This is a genomic window from Rhodanobacter denitrificans (assembly GCF_000230695.2).
GTDB lineage: Bacteria > Pseudomonadota > Gammaproteobacteria > Xanthomonadales > Rhodanobacteraceae > Rhodanobacter > Rhodanobacter denitrificans.
In genome coordinates, this window is the sequence record NC_020541.1 from 2,213,420 (window position 1) to 2,229,195 (window position 15,776).

The 15,776-nt window shown below is 65.0% G+C and carries 15 protein-coding genes; 11 read left to right on the plus strand and 4 right to left on the minus strand.

The annotated features are described in order from the left end of the window. Window positions 1-127 precede the first annotated feature (127 nt). Genes R2APBS1_RS10055 through R2APBS1_RS10065 form a run of 3 tightly spaced genes read right to left on the minus strand, consistent with a single transcriptional unit; the run spans window position 128 to window position 4,823 of the window. Window positions 128-1,258, minus strand: coding sequence for an ABC transporter permease (locus tag R2APBS1_RS10055; RefSeq protein ID WP_015447904.1), 1,131 nt, complete (start codon window positions 1,256-1,258; stop codon window positions 128-130). After that, window positions 1,255-3,990 carry a ribosome-associated ATPase/putative transporter RbbA gene (rbbA, locus tag R2APBS1_RS10060; protein ID WP_015447905.1) on the minus strand — a complete coding sequence of 912 codons (2,736 nt, stop codon included), beginning with the start codon at window positions 3,988-3,990 and terminating at the stop codon, window positions 1,255-1,257. The genes R2APBS1_RS10055 and rbbA overlap by 4 nt, the downstream gene beginning before the upstream one ends. Continuing rightward, window positions 3,987-4,823 (minus strand): HlyD family secretion protein, encoded by an 837-nt coding sequence (locus R2APBS1_RS10065; protein WP_081602816.1) that lies wholly within the window; start codon window positions 4,821-4,823, stop codon window positions 3,987-3,989. The genes rbbA and R2APBS1_RS10065 overlap by 4 nt, the downstream gene beginning before the upstream one ends. Between R2APBS1_RS10065 and R2APBS1_RS10070 the strand changes: the two genes are divergently transcribed. From R2APBS1_RS10070 to R2APBS1_RS10095, 6 genes are all read left to right on the plus strand, one after another. Next, window positions 4,811-5,869, plus strand: a complete 1,059-nt coding sequence (locus tag R2APBS1_RS10070) for an FUSC family protein (RefSeq protein WP_081602817.1) — start codon at window positions 4,811-4,813, stop codon at window positions 5,867-5,869. The two genes, R2APBS1_RS10065 and R2APBS1_RS10070, sit on opposite strands and share 13 nt — an antisense overlap. A 5-nt stretch (window positions 5,870-5,874) precedes the next feature. Then, entirely contained in the window at window positions 5,875-6,084 is a 210-nt protein-coding gene (locus R2APBS1_RS10075; RefSeq protein ID WP_015447907.1) for a DUF1656 domain-containing protein, read from the plus strand. Further along, window positions 6,081-7,043 (plus strand): efflux RND transporter periplasmic adaptor subunit, encoded by a 963-nt coding sequence (locus R2APBS1_RS10080; protein WP_015447908.1) that lies wholly within the window; start codon window positions 6,081-6,083, stop codon window positions 7,041-7,043. The genes R2APBS1_RS10075 and R2APBS1_RS10080 overlap by 4 nt, the downstream gene beginning before the upstream one ends. Continuing rightward, window positions 7,040-8,395 (plus strand): efflux transporter outer membrane subunit, encoded by a 1,356-nt coding sequence (locus R2APBS1_RS10085; RefSeq protein WP_015447909.1) that lies wholly within the window; start codon window positions 7,040-7,042, stop codon window positions 8,393-8,395. The genes R2APBS1_RS10080 and R2APBS1_RS10085 overlap by 4 nt, the downstream gene beginning before the upstream one ends. Before the next feature lie 131 nt (window positions 8,396-8,526). Then, window positions 8,527-11,460: a Tn3 family transposase gene (locus tag R2APBS1_RS10090; protein WP_008209282.1), complete on the plus strand. Its 2,934-nt coding sequence runs from the start codon at window positions 8,527-8,529 to the stop codon at window positions 11,458-11,460. Between the two features lie 39 nt (window positions 11,461-11,499). Further along, window positions 11,500-12,135, plus strand: a complete 636-nt coding sequence (locus tag R2APBS1_RS10095; protein WP_008209284.1) for a hypothetical protein — start codon at window positions 11,500-11,502, stop codon at window positions 12,133-12,135. An 80-nt stretch (window positions 12,136-12,215) separates the two neighbouring features. On the opposite strand, the gene merR is transcribed toward R2APBS1_RS10095, so the two are convergent. Next, entirely contained in the window at window positions 12,216-12,623 is a 408-nt protein-coding gene (merR, locus tag R2APBS1_RS10100; RefSeq protein ID WP_008209286.1) for a mercury resistance transcriptional regulator MerR, read from the minus strand. A 65-nt stretch (window positions 12,624-12,688) separates the two neighbouring features. On the opposite strand from merR, the gene R2APBS1_RS10105 reads away from it, so the two are divergent. From R2APBS1_RS10105 to R2APBS1_RS10125, 5 genes are all read left to right on the plus strand, one after another. Continuing rightward, the gene (locus R2APBS1_RS10105) at window positions 12,689-13,282 is read left to right on the plus strand and encodes a hypothetical protein (protein ID WP_153021737.1); all 594 of its coding nucleotides are present in this window, start codon (window positions 12,689-12,691) and stop codon (window positions 13,280-13,282) included. A 111-nt stretch (window positions 13,283-13,393) separates the two neighbouring features. After that, entirely contained in the window at window positions 13,394-13,615 is a 222-nt protein-coding gene (locus tag R2APBS1_RS10110; protein WP_015447712.1) for a (2Fe-2S)-binding protein, read from the plus strand. Between the two features lie 216 nt (window positions 13,616-13,831). Continuing rightward, window positions 13,832-14,116, plus strand: coding sequence for a BufA1 family periplasmic bufferin-type metallophore (locus R2APBS1_RS10115; RefSeq protein ID WP_015447711.1), 285 nt, complete (start codon window positions 13,832-13,834; stop codon window positions 14,114-14,116). Between the two features lie 11 nt (window positions 14,117-14,127). Further along, a complete protein-coding gene (gene bufB / locus R2APBS1_RS10120; RefSeq protein ID WP_015447710.1) occupies window positions 14,128-15,000 on the plus strand; it encodes an MNIO family bufferin maturase in 873 nt (290 codons plus the stop codon). Further along, window positions 14,975-15,724 (plus strand): HvfC/BufC N-terminal domain-containing protein, encoded by a 750-nt coding sequence (locus R2APBS1_RS10125; RefSeq protein WP_015447709.1) that lies wholly within the window; start codon window positions 14,975-14,977, stop codon window positions 15,722-15,724. Before bufB ends, R2APBS1_RS10125 begins: the two co-directional genes overlap by 26 nt. The last annotated feature ends 52 nt before the right edge of the window (window positions 15,725-15,776 follow it).

The window sequence follows — 15,776 nt, forward strand, 5'->3', positions numbered from 1 at the left end:
GCCCTAAATGAATCAATCACTTAGGGGGTTGCATTGGTGGTGTTTGGCTGACCGTGTGCCAAATCGACTACCGAGCTTATGAGCACAGGCGCGGGTTAATGCGGACTTGACAGGCGACGCGAGGCGTTTACTCGGTTGCGGCCAAGGTCTTGCGAAACCGCGCCAGCGAAATCATGAACAAGATCGATCCGATCACCGCCAGGCTGATCAGCTGTGGCCAAACCACGTCCAAGCCGGCCCCTCGATAGAGAATGCCCTGGGACAACATCACGAAGTGGGTGTTGGGCGCTGCCAGCATCACGAATCGGACGATTTCTGGCATGCTTTCGCGCGGGGTGCTGCCACCGGAGAGCATCTGCAGGGGCAGCAGCACCATCAGCAGCAGCATGCCGAACTGCGGCATCGAACGAGCCAGCGTGGCCAGCAAAATCCCCAACGACGTGGTGGCGAACAGATGCAGGGTCGCACCCACAAAGAACAGCGGCAGCGAGCCTTCGATGGGCACGCCCATCAGGCCGCGTACGACGACATTGAGGGCAAAGGCCGACGCGACCAGCACCACGGCCGCCATCGCCAGCACCTTTGAGGCCATGATCTCGAACGGGGCGACCGGCATCACCAGCAGGTGCTCGAGGGTGCCGTGTTCGCGCTCGCGGATCAGGGCCGCGCCGGTCAGCACGATGGACAGCATGGTGATGTTGTTAATGATCTGCATCACCCCGCCGAACCAGGACTTGTTGAGTTCAGGGTTGAAGCGCGCGCGCAGGGCCAAGTCCACGGGCGGGCTGGACACGGCATGTTCGCGGCGAGCGAACTCGTTGACCTGGTCCAGGACGATTGTCTGGATGTAGCCGCTGCCGGTGAAGGCCTGGCCCATGCGCGTGGCATCCACGCTCAGCTGGATGGCAGGGGAGCGCCGGACCAGCATGTCGCGCTGAAAGTTGGCCGGGATGTACAGGGCGAACGTATCGAGCCCGGCATCCATGCGCGCATCCATCTCGGCCGGGGTGATCCGTGTGGGCGGCATGAAATAAGGCGGACGCAGGGCATCGACGATGCGCTCGGACAGAGGCGAGCGGTCCTCGTCGATGACCGCGATGGGGGCCTTGTGCAGCGTTTCCGGCATCGCCGTGGCGGCGGTGTAGATGGAGAAACTGAATGCGTAGACGATCAACACCAGCATGATGGGGTCGCGCAGCAGGCTGCGCAGCTCCTTCAGGCCCAGGTAGACGATGTTGCGCAAGCGTTGCCGTTTCATCGCTGTTGCTTCCTGAGCAGCACGGCGGCCAGGCCGATCAGGACGGGGATGCTGATCAGCAGCGGCACGAAGGAGGCCCGTAGATCGTGGAATTCCAGCGCCTTGGAGAAGGTGCCGCGAGAGATGGTCACGAAGTGGGTCGTCGGAAAGACATTGCCGATCAAGCGCCCTGCGCCTTCGAGCGAGCTGACCGGATCGATGAGGCCGGAGAACTGCACCGCCGGCAGAATGGTGAGCAGCGACGTGCCGAACAGGGCCGCCACCTGGCTGCGCACGAAGGTGGAAATGAGCAGGCCGAGGGCAGTGGCGCTGAGCACGTAGAGCAGCGCGCCCAGCGCGAGCGCCGCGAAGCTGCCGGTGACCGGCACGTGGAACAACACCACGGCCATCAGCACCAGCAGGAGAAAACTCACCATGGCCAGCACGACGTAGGGAATCTGCTTGCCCAGCAGGAATTCGAGCCGTGTGCTCGGTGTCACGTAGAAGTTGATGATCGAGCCCATCTCCTTCTCGCGCACCACCGAGAGCGCGGCGAGAATGGCCGGGATGAGCATCAGCAGCAGCGGAATCACCGCCGGCACCATCGCCGGCAGGCTGCGCACGTCGGGGTTGTAGCGAAAGCGCGTCTCCACGGTCGCGAGCGGCGCCACGGCGGCCTCGCCGAGCGCCTCGCGCATGCGCTGGCTCACCCAGTACTGGTGGATGCCCTGCACATAGCCGCGCACCGTCTCGGCACGGGTGGGCATGGCCCCGTCGATCCAGGCGCCGACCTGCACCGGCCGGCCGCGCAGCAGATCGCGCCCGAAGCCCGGCGGAATCTCGATGGCCAGGCTGATCTCGCCGGCGCGCATGCGCCGGTCCAGATCGGCGTAGCTGGAGAGCGGCGCATGCTCCTTGAAATACCGGGAACCGGACAGGTTCAGGCTGTAATCGCGGCTGATGCTGGTCTGGTCGTGGTCGAGCACCGCATAGGAAAGGTTCTCCACATCCAGCGTGATGCCGTAACCGAGTACGAGCATCAACAGCAGGCTGCCCAGCACGGCCAGTGTCAGGCGGATCGGGTCGCGCCTGAGCTCCAGCGACTCGCGTAGCGTGAAGCTGAACAGCCGCCGCAGGCTGAAGGCTCGGCGGCTACCGCGCGCCAACCCTGCCGGCACGACGGGCGAGCTCGTCGGGGTGGTTTGCGGGGGCGGCTCCTGCAGGTAGGCAATGAAGGCATCCTCGAGCGTCGGCACGCCACGCGCCGCCACGATGGCCTGAGGCGTGTCGGTGACCAGCACGCGTCCGGCGTGCATGAGGGCGATGCGGTCGCAACGCTCGGCCTCGTTCATGAAGTGGGTGGAGATGAAGATGGTGACGCCATCGCGGCGTGAGAGCTCAATCAGCGCGCGCCAGAAGGCGTCGCGCGCTACCGGGTCTACCCCCGAGGTGGGCTCGTCGAGGATGAGTATCTCCGGGCCATGGATCATCGCCACCGCCAGCGACAGGCGCTGACGGTCCCCCAGCGGCAGCGCGTCGGGCAGCGCATCGAGGATGTCGACCAGGTCGAAACGGTTGGCCATGGCCTGCACGCGGGGTTCGAGGTCCGCCTCCGGCAGGCCGAACAGGCGCGCGTGCAGCACCAGGTTCTGGCGCAGCGTCAGCTCGCTGTAGAGCGAAAAGCTCTGGGTCATGAAGCCGACGCGACGGCGGGTGGCCAGGTCGTGGGGGGCGAGCGGCTTTCCGAACAGCAGCGCCTCGCCCTCGCTCGCGGGGAGCAGCCCGGTGAGCATCTTCATGGTGGTGGTCTTGCCGCAGCCGTTGGAACCCAGGAAGCCGAAAATCTCGCCGCGCCGGATGCGGAAATTCACCCCATCCACCGCGGTGAAGTCGCCGAAGCGCATGGTGAGCCCGCGTGCCTCGATGGCAAGCTCCGTCTCGGCGCCGGCCACCAGCGGCACGATCTCTACCGGCCGGTAGCCGGCGCGTTGCGCTTCTGGAAGCAGCGCGATGAAGGCCTGCTCCAGCGTGGAGCAGCCAGTATGCGTCAGCAGCTCGGCGGGCGTGCCGGTGGCGAGCACGCGCCCCGCGTCCATGGCCGCCAGCCAGTCGAAGCGACCGGCCTCCTCCATGTAGCCGGTAGCCACCAGGACGCTCATGCCCGGTCGCTCGGCGCAAATGCCGTCGATCAACGCCCAGAACTGGCGGCGCGACAGCGGGTCGACGCCGGTGGTGGGCTCGTCGAGGACCAGCAGCTCGGGGTCGTGGATCAGTGCACAGCACAATCCGAGCTTTTGCTTCATGCCGCCCGAGAGCTTGCCGGCCGGGCGGTCTGCAAACGGCGCGAGCCCGGTGGCGGCCAGCAGCGTGCCAATGCGCCGCGCGCGCTCGGCACGGTCATGACCGAACAGGCGGCCAAAGAAGTCCACGTTCTCCATCACGGACAGGGTCGGGTAGAGATTCTTGCCCAGTACTTGCGGCATGTAGGCAATGCGCGGGGACACACGAGCGCGAAAGCGGGCGCTGGCCATGTCGCCGCTGAGCACCTCGATGCGTCCGTCCTGAAGGGCACGCACGCCCGAAACCAGCGCGAGCAGGCTGGACTTGCCGACCCCGTCCGGGCCGATCAGGCCGGCCATCACCCCGGCGGGGATGTCGAGGTCGATGTCCCGAAGCGCCTGCGTCTTGCCGTAGCGCAGCCCGACGCCATGCAGGCGCACCACCGGTGCGGCTGGGGTTGCACCGGTGTTCATTCCGGCAGCTTCACTTGCAATTGCGGCGGCCAAGGCGCTGCGGGGTCGAGCGTGACATAGGCCATCCCAGGCAGACCGGTCTTGACCTGGGACAGGTGCTTCTCCAGCAGTTCCTGGGGAATCTGCGCCCGCACCCGGAACATCAGCTTCTCGCGCTCGACCTGGGTTTCCACCGTCTTCGGTGTGAACTGGGCCACGTCGGCGATGAAGGAGATGCGCGCCGGAATCACATACTGCGGCACCGCATCGAGCACCAATCGCGCCTCGCTGCCCAGGGCGACGCGGCCAACGGCGCGGGTGGGAAGAAAGAAGGTCATGTAGACATCATTCAGGTCCACCAGGTTGAGTACCGGCGCACCCGCGCCCACCACCTCGCCGGGACGGGCCACGATCAACTGCACGCGACCATCGCGCGGGGACTTCAGCAGGCTGTCCTCGATGTCAGTGCGGATGCGGTCTGCCTCCGCCCGCGCCGCCTCTACCGCCGACTCGCTGCCGCGGATTTGGCTACGGGCAACGGCAATCGCGGCGTCGCTGGCCGCCACCTGCGCCCGGGCAGCGGCCAGCGCGGCCGCGGCGGTATCGACCGCTTCGGTTTGGTCGTCGAGTTGCTGCTGCGAGACGAACGCCTGTCGGCGCAGATCGGCGAAACGCTGCGTGCGCTGCTGCGCGGCCGCCAGCTCGGTCTGGCGCTGCACCACCAAAGCCTGTGCGGCGGCCTTTTCGCTGTTGCGCTGGGCGAGCTGGCTGTGTGCCGTGCCCACCGCATCTTCCGCCTGACGCATGAAGGCCTCCGCCTGTCGCAGTTGCGCCTGCAGCGATGCGGTGTCCATGTGTACCAGCACCTGGCCGCGACGGACCAGTTCGCCCTCGCGCACCTTTCGACCACGGCCTGCTGCTGTTCTCCAGCGTCTCGGCCGCAGCGGCCACCTTCTGCGCCTGCATGCTGTGGATCCAGTCGGGCTGGGAGCCGGGCGCCGGGGCGGTGATCCTGGTCGCCGTCGCCAGCTGCTTCTTCGCCGCCATCGACGACCCGCGGCCGCAGCTCAACGCCTTCCTGCAATGGGTGGTGATCGGCAGTGCCTTTGCCCTGATCTACCTGTTCGCGATCCTGCCGCAGGTCCACACGTTCCTGGGCCTTGCCGCGGTGCTCGCGCTGCCGTTGCTGTGGGCCGGCGCGTTCACTGGACGCCCGCAACACACCATGACCGTGCTGCTGTTCACCGCGCAGGCGATCACCGACCTCGGTCTGGCGGAACGCTACACGGCGCACTTCGAGAGCTTCGCCGCAGGCACGCTCAGCGCGATCCTCGGCATGGTCTTCGCCATCGTGTGGACCGCGATCACCAAACCCTTCGGCACCGAACTGATCGCCCGCAGACTGGCCCGCGCGATGTGGCGCGACCTGTCCCTGCTCGGGCACAGCGCGCGCCGCGCAGACCAGGTCGATGCCGCCTCGCGGCTGGTCGACATGACCGGCCAGCTGCTGCCGCGCATGGCGCTGATCAAGGACGAGTCGCTGGCGCGTCTGGATGTCGTTCGCGACCTGCGCATCGGCCTGCGCCTGCTCGACCTGCAGACTCACCGCGATGCCTTGCCACCCTCCATCGCCGAGACAGCGGACGCGGTCGTGCGCGAGGTCGGCAGCCACTTTGACGACTGCGTCGCCGCGGGCCACCCGCTGGAACCATCGGTCGCGTTGCGCAGCCATCTGGACGCGGTGATCCAGGCCATGACCGGCCACCCCGACGCGCCCGTCCGGCACACCACACAGGCTCTGGCCGGCCTTCGCCTGGCGCTGTTCCCGATGTCCTCGACCACGCGCACACAACCACCTGCCGACGTCTTCGCCGACGCTCCCCAACCGAACCTGAGCTGACGCCCATGCCCGGAGAATTCAGCCTGTACGGCGTGTTCGTGCCGACCCTGCTGGCCTTGATGGTGCTGGCATACGTCTTCAAGTCGATGTTGCGCCTGGGGCTCGCGCGGCTCGGCTTCTATCGCATCGTGTGGCATCCCGCCCTTTTCAACAGCGCCCTGTACGTGATCGTGCTGGGCCTGCTGTTCCTGCTCGCCCAACGGATACTGTCGTGAAAAAGATATTCAAATCCCTGGGGCCGATCATGCTGACGCTGGTCGCCGTAGTGATCGCGGCCATCGTGTTGAAGCACCTGTGGCACTACTACCACGACGAGCCATGGACACGCGACGGCCATCTGCGCGCCGATGTCGTGCAGCTGGCGCCCGATGTGTCGGGACTGGTCACCGCGGTCGAGGTCGACGACAACCAGCCGGTTCATCGCGGCCAGCCGCTTTTCGAGATCGATCGGTCCCGCTACGAGCTGGCCCTGAACCAGGCCCGGACGGCGGTGGAGAAGGCCACGGCCAGCCTGCACCAGTTCCAGCGAGAGGCGCTGCGCAATCATGCGTTGAGCGACTTGGTCTCGAAGGAAATCGTGGAAGAGGGACGCTCCAAGGTCGCGGTGGCTCAGGCTGCCCTGGACGAGGCGAAGAACGCGGTGGACCTGGCGCAACTGAACCTGCAGCGCACCACGGTCTACAGCCCGGTCGACGGCTTCGTGAACGACCGCACGGTGCGCGTCGGCGACTACGTGAATACCGGTCATCCCGTGCTGTCGGTAGTCGACAGCCGCTCGTTCCACGTGGACGGCTATTTCGAGGAAACCAAGCTGTCGCGCATCCACATCGGCCAGCCGGTGAAGATCGAGGTCATGGGCGAGTCGCAGTTGCTGCACGGCCACGTACAGAGCATCGCCGCCGGCATCGAGGATCGGGACAGGACACCCGGCTCCAACCTGCTGCCAGACATCAACCCCACCTTCAACTGGGTGCGCCTCGCGCAGCGCGTGCCGGTGCGGATCACGCTCGATGGCGATCCCGGCGACATACGGCTGATCGTCGGGCGCACCGCCACGGTCACCGTATTGCCCGACAACGACGCAACCGCCCGCCCACGGCAGCCGGCCACCCCGGCAGCGCCCGCAGCAACCTACCCGGGCGTGGCGCCGACAACGGCCCGGAGCGCGCCGTGAACACGCGCCGCCTGGGCATGCTGCTGGTCGCGCTGTGCAGCCTTGCCGCCTGCAAGACCGTCGGCCCCGACTACCATCGCCCCGACAGCGCCGTGATCAACCAGCCCGACGCGCAGAAGCCGTTTGTAGACATCGTGCTGGGCACGGCAGTGGATCCAAGCCGCAGCGGACCTGACGCCTGGTGGAAACTCTACGATGATCCACTGCTCAACCAGCTGATCCGGGATGCGTTGCGCAACAACGCCGGTCTGCGCGAAGCCACCGCCAACCTAAGCCTCGCCTCGGACATCTACGACCAGGCCATCAACGCTGGCGGCGTCACCTATGGTGCCGACGCGGAGGCCTTCCGCGGCCTGATTCCCGCCGAAAGCCTGCTCATGTCCAACCAGCTTCCCGTTTCCAACATTGCCAGCGGCAAGCTCAGCGCCAGCTACGAATTCGACCTCTTCGGCAAGCTCAAGCGTGCCAGCGAAGCGGCCAAGGCAGACAGCGAGGCGGTGCAGGACGCGCTGGACATGGCGCGCATCACCGTGGTCGCGCAGGTGGCCGGCAGCTACCTCGAAAGCTGCCACGCCAACCGCGAGATCGCCATCACGCGGCAATCGCTGGCGCTGCAGCAGCTCGGCATGGACGTTGCCCAGCGGCTGTTCGACGCCGGCCGCGGCACCCGCACCGACCTGACCCGGGCCAAGGCCCAGTTCGACCTGCTGAGTGCAAGCCTGCCGCCGCTGATCGCCCAGAAGAAGACCGCCCAGTACGCGCTCGCCGCGCTGCTGGGCCACACGCCCGGCGACCTTCCGCCCGGCGTCGATGCCTGCCAGGAAGCCCCGGCGCTCAAGCAGCCCATCCCGGTGGGCAACGGCATGGTGCTGCTGCAGCGCCGACCGGACGTGCGGGCGGCGGAGCGCCGGCTGGCAGCGGCCACTGCGCGTATCGGCGTGGCGGTGGCCGATCTCTATCCCGACGTCAAACTGGGTGGATCGGTGGGTGCCTCCGGCCTGCTCGGCGACTTCGGCGAAGCGCCGACGCGATCGTGGCAGATCGGCCCGCTGATCTCATGGACCTTCCCGTCCAAAAGAGCCCATGCGCAGGTGCGCGCAACCGAAGCCGGAGCCGATGCGCAGCTGGCTGCCTTCGACCAGACCGTGCTCAACGCCCTGCGCGACACGCAAACCGCACTCACCGGCTACGCGCAACTACTGGATCGCCAGCAGGCATTGCACGAGGCCGCTGCCGAGGCGCGCGAGGCGGCATCCCAGGATCGCCAGCTGTATCGGGGCGGCCGCGCACCTTACCTGACCAGTCTCGACGCCGAACGCACGCTGGTGTCACCTTGTTTTAGGTGCAAATAGTAACGCTTAGCCTCGTCAAGCAACTCTTTGATTTGACGGGGAATAATGTAGGCGCCCGGGAAGCAATCTTCATAAAATCAACAGTTTGCTGTTAGCCTCAGATCTTCTCCACGGAAAGGCCGGAGGTAGGCATGCAGTACTGGCAGGCGCCGTATCTTGGGCTGCGCACCATTCCCAAGGAGCTCAATCAGTTCGAGCTCCATGCCTTCTTCACTTACTCGGCCAAGGAACGGCGCGTCATTCTCGCCAAGCGCGACGCGCTGCACCGGCTGGGCCTGGCGTTGCAGATCGGCTTCATCCGGATGACTGGCAGCGTGCTTGCGGCCGTCAAAGTAGTCCCTGCCGAGCTATGGGCACATCTAGGCAAAACGCTGGAGATCACGACGCCGGATATTGCCTCGCTCCGCTCGCTATATCGCCGCCGGCCGACCTTGTTCGCGCACCAGAACGCCGCCATGGAAACGTTGGGTTTTGGTCGCATGTCCGAACACCAGCGCCGTGCCCTGGTGCGCTACCTGCGTGTCGAGGTGCTGTCCGAGTTCGATCGTCATCGTTTGAAAACACACGTCAAAACGTGGCTGTACGAGCACGGCATCCTCATTGAGGGCGAGCGCCCACTGAAGAGCGCCATCGATGTCGCGCTAAAGCTGGCCGAGGATGAACTCGGCACCGTGCTGCAGAAGGACGCCCCTTTCACTGTCCTCGATGCGTGGGTGCGGGCCTGCGACGAACCCCATCGCTCTGGTCTTTCCTTTCAGGAATGGCTTGCGCAAGCACCACGCCGGCAGTCGCTCCCCCAGATTCGCGAACAGTTCGAGCGGATCCAATACCTGACCCAACTCGGTGTGGCCGCACACCCCATGCCTTCCGTGTCGGATCACATCAAGCGCCATTACGCCCAGGCGATGGCAGATCGGCCACCCGCGGCGAGTAAGCGTATTGCGGCAACGCGCCGGACCATCGAGGTCGCCTGTTACCTGCAGACGGCGCTGTGCACCGCCACGGACCGGGTGCTGGCCATGACGCGCCAACACGTAGCCGATCTTTGGGGCAACGGGATGCGCGCCGTGGTCCAATCCGCCGAGGCGCGTGCGCGCACGCTGACCACCTTTGCGAAGGAAGTCCGCGAGCTGGCCCTCGATCGCTCCCTTCGCGAAGAGGATCTGCGTGCGGCGATTCTGCGTGCGGTGGAACAGGTCGGCGGCGGCAAGAAACTCAGCCGAGCGCACCTGACCCGTGAACAACTCCTCCTCAAAAACAACCGCCACTCGCGCTCGCTGTTGAAAATGCTGTGTGCGCTTCCCTTTGAGAGCGTGGCGCCGCACCCGGTTCGTCAGGCGCTGGACGCCTTGCGCGAGATCTATCTGCAGCGCAAACCAGCACTGCCCGAGGCGATACCGGTTCACCTCGGCAAAGTGTGGGACGACATGCTGGCAAATCCCGACCGGCAACGTGCCCTGCAGGCCTTCGAGGTGGCGACGCTGCTGGCGTTACGCCGTGCCCTGAAGAACGGCAGCGTGTATGTCGCGCACAGTTTCAGCTTCCGCAGTCGCGAAAGCATGCTGATTCCGTCCGCGGAATGGACCAAGAGCAAGACGCATCATTACGCGCGCTTGAAGCTGCCCCGCGACGCGAAGGAATTCACCGGTCCGCTGGTCGAGGAAGTGTCCAAGCAGCTCCAGCACCTGAGTGAAGCCGCGCAGGCTGGCGACGTCACCGTGGACAGAGACGGTGTGCACTTGCCCAAACTCCCGGCGGAGGACGTGCCGGAAGCCGTGATGGTGCTTCGGGATGCCCTGATGGAGCGCATGGGAGCGGAAGAGCTGCCGGGCGTCATGATGGAAGTGGACAGCCACACCCGCTTCAGCTGGACGCTGCTGGGCCGCGAGCCGCGCTCGATCGATGAGTTGCGCTTGGTGTATGCCGGTCTTCTTGCGCACGGCACGGCATTGTCCGCCGCCGATACGGCGCGCATGATGCCGGGCCTCTCCGCGGATGCCGTCAATCAGAGCATGCGTTGGATCGCCCAAGAAAAGCGCTTACGGGAAGCCAATACCGCCGTCTTCGAGTACATGCACAGCCACCCCATTGCCGAATCCTGGGGACGCGCCGATCTGGCGTCCGCGGACATGATGAGTCGTGAAACCGTCAAGAGCAGCCCCCTGGCACGTCGCGACCCGCGCACGAAGAAGAAGTCGATTGGCATCTACACGCACATCCATGACCGCTGGGGCATCTTTCACGACCAGCCCGTCGTGCTCGGCGAACGGCAACAGGGTGTGGCCTTGGAAGGGGTCCTTCGCCAAAGCACGGTCACGATCAACCAATTGGCGGTGGATACGCACGGTCAAACCGAATTCGGCATGTTCTTGGCGAAAACGGTGGGAAAGGATATGTGCCCACGGCTGCGTGATGCCAGCGCACACAAGCTGTATGTGACCCCGGCGATGACGGTGCCCGAGGGGCTGCGCAGCGTGATCGCCAAGAACCGAGCGCATCCTGAGAAGGTGGAGCCCGTATGGGATGAATGGGTCCGCATGGCGGCCTCCACCCATGTCGGCAAAGCGAGCGCGGTCGACATCCTGTCCCGCTTCGGCTCCGCCGCGGCCGGTGAGCAGTTGTACGACGCGGGCGTCCAGATCGGCCGATTGCTACTCACGCTCTATCTGTGCCGCTGGTTCACGCTACCCGACTTCCGCCGGGAAATCCTGCGCACCCTCAATCACGGGGAACGTGTCCATGTGCTGGAGCATGCGCTGGAAACGGGCAAGGTGCCGCGGCATCAGATGAGCCACAACGCGCGCCTCCGAAGTGTCTCCTCCGCCATCACGCTGTTGAGCAACATCGTCATGGCGTGGACCACGGCGCGCATGCAGCAATCGCTCGCGACCTTGCCCGCCGACATCGCAGCCCTCGCGGTGCCCGAGAACCTGCGCCATATCGCGCCGATCCAGGAGCGTCTCGTGAATTTTCGCGGGCTGTTCCTGTTCCCGGTCGAGCGGTACATGGCGCGGTTGCTGCCCACCCTGCAGCCGGTCAGGCCGGTGCTGCGGAACATGCGTTAACGTCGTTGGAAGCCGCCACGCGTTCGCACGGAATCCCGCATGACCTCCCAACGCAAATCGCCCGCCGAAGCGGCTGCCGGATTAAAGCTGCCACCGGATGTGTCCTTTCACCGCGACCCTTTGCCGGACGGTATCGCCTACGTCTTTCGGCACGCCGAACTGGGGGAGTTGGGACGCCTGCGCGTCACAGGTACCGCGTCCGGCGAAACCTGCGTGGTCACCGACATCGCCGGCGACGAACGGGAGGCGATGTTTGCCCAGCGGCGCGCGATATTGGAACCCCTGTCGCACCAGATCGTGACGGCGCTGGAGTCCATTCGCGGTCCGAGCAGTACGCCACCACCACCCTTGGCGGCAAAGCACTCGCTGCCCGGCGGCACCATCCCCGTCGAAGAAGTGCGTTGCGACCGCTGCGGTGCATGGGTGGCTTTGCTGGTGTTTGCCGAAGGCGCCACCGATCATGGTCGGTTCGAAGACGTCGCGCGGCAGATGTACCCGCACTACGCGGTCACCACGGTGCCGACCTACATCATTGGTCCCGAGCAAGGCAGCACGCCCGCCAATTTCCGAGCCGCCATCCTGAAGGTATGGCCGCAGCGCGAACCGATCACGACGTTGACCCCTGACCAGTTTCGGTCGCGCATCACGCGGCTGCTGACGGGGCATTGCCGATAAGCCGGCGAACAGCTTGCCTTCATGTCCGGCTGATCCACCAAAGAGTGCGCCAGGCTGTCAGGCGTCGCCGGCAGGACGTCTCAACGGCCATGCAGGGAGGCGATGAGGGGGCAGGTAATGGTGCCGCGATGCGAATGACATTGCGCGACCAATCGAGCCAGTACGGTTTCCATGCGCTTGAGGTCTTTCAGGCGTCCCCGCACGTCGGCCAGGTGCTGCGCGGCGAATTGTGCCGCCTCACTGCAATGGGTGCCGTCCTCCAGGGCGAGCAACTGTGCGACTTCGTCGAGGCTGAAGCCCAAACGCTGCGCTGACTTGATGAATTTCACACGAGCGACATCGGTATCACCATAGCGGCGGATGCTGCCATAGGGTTTGTCCGGTTCCGGAAGCAGCCCCTTGCGCTGATAAAACCGGATGGTTTCCAGGTTGACCCCCGCGGCTTTGGCAAACGCACCGATGGTCAGTTGTTCCGATGGCTTCCCCATACCCATTGACTCCGTACATGACTACGGACATAGCGTACACCCACCTCACCCCCTGGGAGACGTTCGTGTTCATTCACTTCTACACGGTGCCGCTCGTGTGCGAGGCGGTGCCGCAGATCGGTTGCGGGTGCCTTGCCAAACCCGTTTTGGCACGCCTGGAGGTTCATCCTGATATTGCAGAGGTTTGGCTGCACCATCGCGGTGACGTGATCGCGATCAAATGGCTGCGTGAGCTTCGGGTCGACCAGCAGGTCGGCCTCCTGCGTGCTGCCCTCGGCGGTGACAGCCAGGTTGCTTTGGTAGCTGCCACGACGGCGTCGGCGTTGCTTGCCACATTTCCGAACCCTTCATACTGGTACCGGCGCGAGACGGTCGATCAGCTCAGTCAGGAGGAGGCGCACACCATGGCCGCCCGTCTCGTCCAGCGGCTGTCGCAAGCACGCGTTCCGTTGCCCGATGGGGCCGCGCTGCAATGCGATCTCGCGTGTGCGCTGCTAGAGGTTCTTGTGGCAGACGAGGCCTTGCCTATCGAAGCTCGACTTGCCCGGCTACTCGGGGTGGCGCGAAACACATTCCAGCAGCATCTCGGACCGAACGCGCTGCCGCAGCTGGAGGCGTGGTTGACGCCCGCTGCGCTCCTGCCCGAGGCCGCGGGTTGACGTGCCGACTTCGCGTCAGATGGTGGGTACGACTCCGTGCTTCAGGACCGACATCTGCGATCCGCCGCGTCTCAGGCTACGACAGGACGGCTCCGCCACGCGAGTTGGATCATGACTGACGTTTGCGTGTGCCACAGCGTGACCGAGGAGGACATTCGCCACGCGGTGGTGGCCGGGGTGCGCAGTTTCGAAGCATTGCAGTGGCTCACCGGCTGCTCGGGTGGCTGCGGAGGCTGCGAGCAGGAAGCACGCCAGCTGCTAAGCGACATCATCACGGAAATCGCATGCGCACATCCGACCTTCCATCTCAGGCCGAGCCACGATGGGCAGTAGGACGTCGGTCAAGGCTCCCGCGGTCTTGGCAATCCACGCTTGATGTCGTACCGAAGTACGGCAGTAGGCTCTGCGCCATGGGCGGAGATTGACCGGACACGCGGTTCGAAGATGAGGATGGCTGCTGGTCGACACGGGAAAGTTTCTGCATGGGTTACCGATTGTCATTTTCAAAGAAGGCCAGAGTGTTTCTGGCCACGTACTGGAGAGTTGAGAATGAATACCGCATCGATTCTGAAATCCGTTCTGGCGGGAGGACTCACGTTGGGTCTGACCACAGTCGCAGCGGCCGCAGGCATGCAGAGCAAACCGATGTCAATGAGTCATATGGAGAAGTGTTACGGCATCAACGCTGCGCAGAAGAACGACTGCAAAGCAGCAGGCCACTCCTGCGCCAGCCAGGACACCAAGGCCCGCGATCCAAACTCTTTCGTCGCGGTGCCCAAGGGCTTGTGCGAGAAGATCGACGGCGGCAAACTCGAACCGGCACAGAAGGGCTGAGCAACACCACGATGCACGACGCGAGCACGCTCGCGGCGCCACCGATCTCGGCTCCTTCTGGAGTCGGGATCGGTCTGCGTGCGCCACACATGCAGCGGGTGTTGAGCGAACGTCCGCGCGTGGCGTGGTTCGAGGTGCACAGTGAGAATTTGTTTGCCGACGGCGGAGCACTGCATGCGGCGATCGAGCATGTGCGCGCCGACTATCCGCTGAGCCTGCACGGTGTCGGCCTCTCGCTGGGATCAGCCGACACATTCGACGACGAGCATCTGGCGACGCTGTGTGCGCTGGTGCAACGCTTCGAACCGGGGCTGGTCTCCGATCACATTTGCTGGGGCGCGATCGGCGGCATCCACCTCAACGACCTGCTGCCGCTACCGTTCACCCGGGAGGCGCTGGACCTGATAGTGACGCGCGTGCAGCAGGTGCAGGACGCGCTGGGCCGCGAGTTCCTGGTCGAGAACGTTTCCAGCTATCTCACGTTCCAACACGCCGAGATGAGCGAGTGGGAGTTCGTCGCCGAATTGATACGTCGCAGTGGCTGCGGCCTGTTGCTCGACGTCAACAATGTCTACGTCAACAGCGTCAATCACGGCTTCGACGCGCATGCCTATCTGCGTGCGATGCCGCGCGCGGCGGTGCGCGAGATCCACTTGGGTGGATTTATTCGCAAGACCGATCTCGCGGTACCGCTATTGATCGACAGCCACAGCCGGCCGGTGGATGCCGAAGTCTGGGCGCTTTATGCCGGGGCACTGGATCTGTTCGGCCCCGTACCCACCCTGATTGAGTGGGATCAGGACATCCCCGAACTTGAGGTGTTGCTGGCGGAAGCCGGCCGCGCGGAGGCCCTGCTCAATGGTCACCGCACCCACATTGCTTGAGTTGCAACGCGGTTTCGCCAACGCCGTGCTCGATCGCGGCAGTGACCTCGCGCAGTGGGTTGTCGGTGCCGGCCTCGCCCCCGCTGCACGGTTGCAGGTGTACGGCAACGCCATCGCCAGTACGCAGATCGAAACGCTGCGCGCCACGTACCCCGCGGTGCAAGCGCTGGTCGGCGAGGCCTTCTTCGAGGCCGCAGCGACGCGCTATCGCCTGCATCATCCGTCGACGCGCGGCAACCTGCAGGCGTTCGGCGGCGCCTTCGCCGCGTTTCTGGCCACGATGCCCGAAGCGGCAGCACTTGCCTATTTGCCTGATGTGGCGCAGTTGGAGTGGCTACGCCAGCAGTCCGCACTGGCCGCTGAAGCATCGCCACTGGCTCCGGCCACGCTCGATGACACGACATCGTTGTCCTGGCGGTTGCATCCCAGCGTGCGCCTGCTGGGCAGTACGCATCCGGTGCTGACGATCTGGCGTTACGCCACCGCCCCCGAAGGCGAGCGGCTGCAGCTGGATGGTCGCGGCGAACAGGTCGTGTTGTGGCGTGACGGCGGCGAGGTGGCGATGACCGTGCTGGACGCAGCGAGCTTCGCCTGCATCGCCGCGCTGATCGATACGCGTGATCTGGAGGCCGCGTATGCGGCGGCTCGGGCCATCGACGGAGCATTCGATCTCGCGGTTTGTCTGCGCAGTCTGCTGAAGCACCAACTGATTGCAGCGGGTTGACGCTAAAAATTCTTGCGCTTGACTCTGTACCTAAGTACGCGAATAGAGTGCT

Excerpts from the sequence above, each read along its gene's own strand:
- R2APBS1_RS10055 (WP_015447904.1), bottom strand. The coding sequence starts at position 1,258 with ATGAAACGGCAACGCTTGCGCAACATCGTCTACCTGGGCCTGAAGGAG.
- rbbA (WP_015447905.1), bottom strand. The coding sequence starts at position 3,990 with ATGAACACCGGTGCAACCCCAGCCGCACCGGTGGTGCGCCTGCATGGC.
- R2APBS1_RS10070 (WP_081602817.1), top strand. The coding sequence starts at position 4,811 with ATGCGGTGTCCATGTGTACCAGCACCTGGCCGCGACGGACCAGTTCGC.
- R2APBS1_RS10065 (WP_081602816.1), bottom strand. The coding sequence starts at position 4,823 with ATGGACACCGCATCGCTGCAGGCGCAACTGCGACAGGCGGAGGCCTTC.
- R2APBS1_RS10075 (WP_015447907.1), top strand. The coding sequence starts at position 5,875 with ATGCCCGGAGAATTCAGCCTGTACGGCGTGTTCGTGCCGACCCTGCTG.
- R2APBS1_RS10090 (WP_008209282.1), top strand. The coding sequence starts at position 8,527 with ATGCAGTACTGGCAGGCGCCGTATCTTGGGCTGCGCACCATTCCCAAG.
- R2APBS1_RS10095 (WP_008209284.1), top strand. The coding sequence starts at position 11,500 with ATGACCTCCCAACGCAAATCGCCCGCCGAAGCGGCTGCCGGATTAAAG.
- merR (WP_008209286.1), bottom strand. The coding sequence starts at position 12,623 with ATGGGGAAGCCATCGGAACAACTGACCATCGGTGCGTTTGCCAAAGCC.
- R2APBS1_RS10110 (WP_015447712.1), top strand. The coding sequence starts at position 13,394 with ATGACTGACGTTTGCGTGTGCCACAGCGTGACCGAGGAGGACATTCGC.
- R2APBS1_RS10115 (WP_015447711.1), top strand. The coding sequence starts at position 13,832 with ATGAATACCGCATCGATTCTGAAATCCGTTCTGGCGGGAGGACTCACG.
- bufB (WP_015447710.1), top strand. The coding sequence starts at position 14,128 with ATGCACGACGCGAGCACGCTCGCGGCGCCACCGATCTCGGCTCCTTCT.
- R2APBS1_RS10125 (WP_015447709.1), top strand. The coding sequence starts at position 14,975 with ATGGTCACCGCACCCACATTGCTTGAGTTGCAACGCGGTTTCGCCAAC.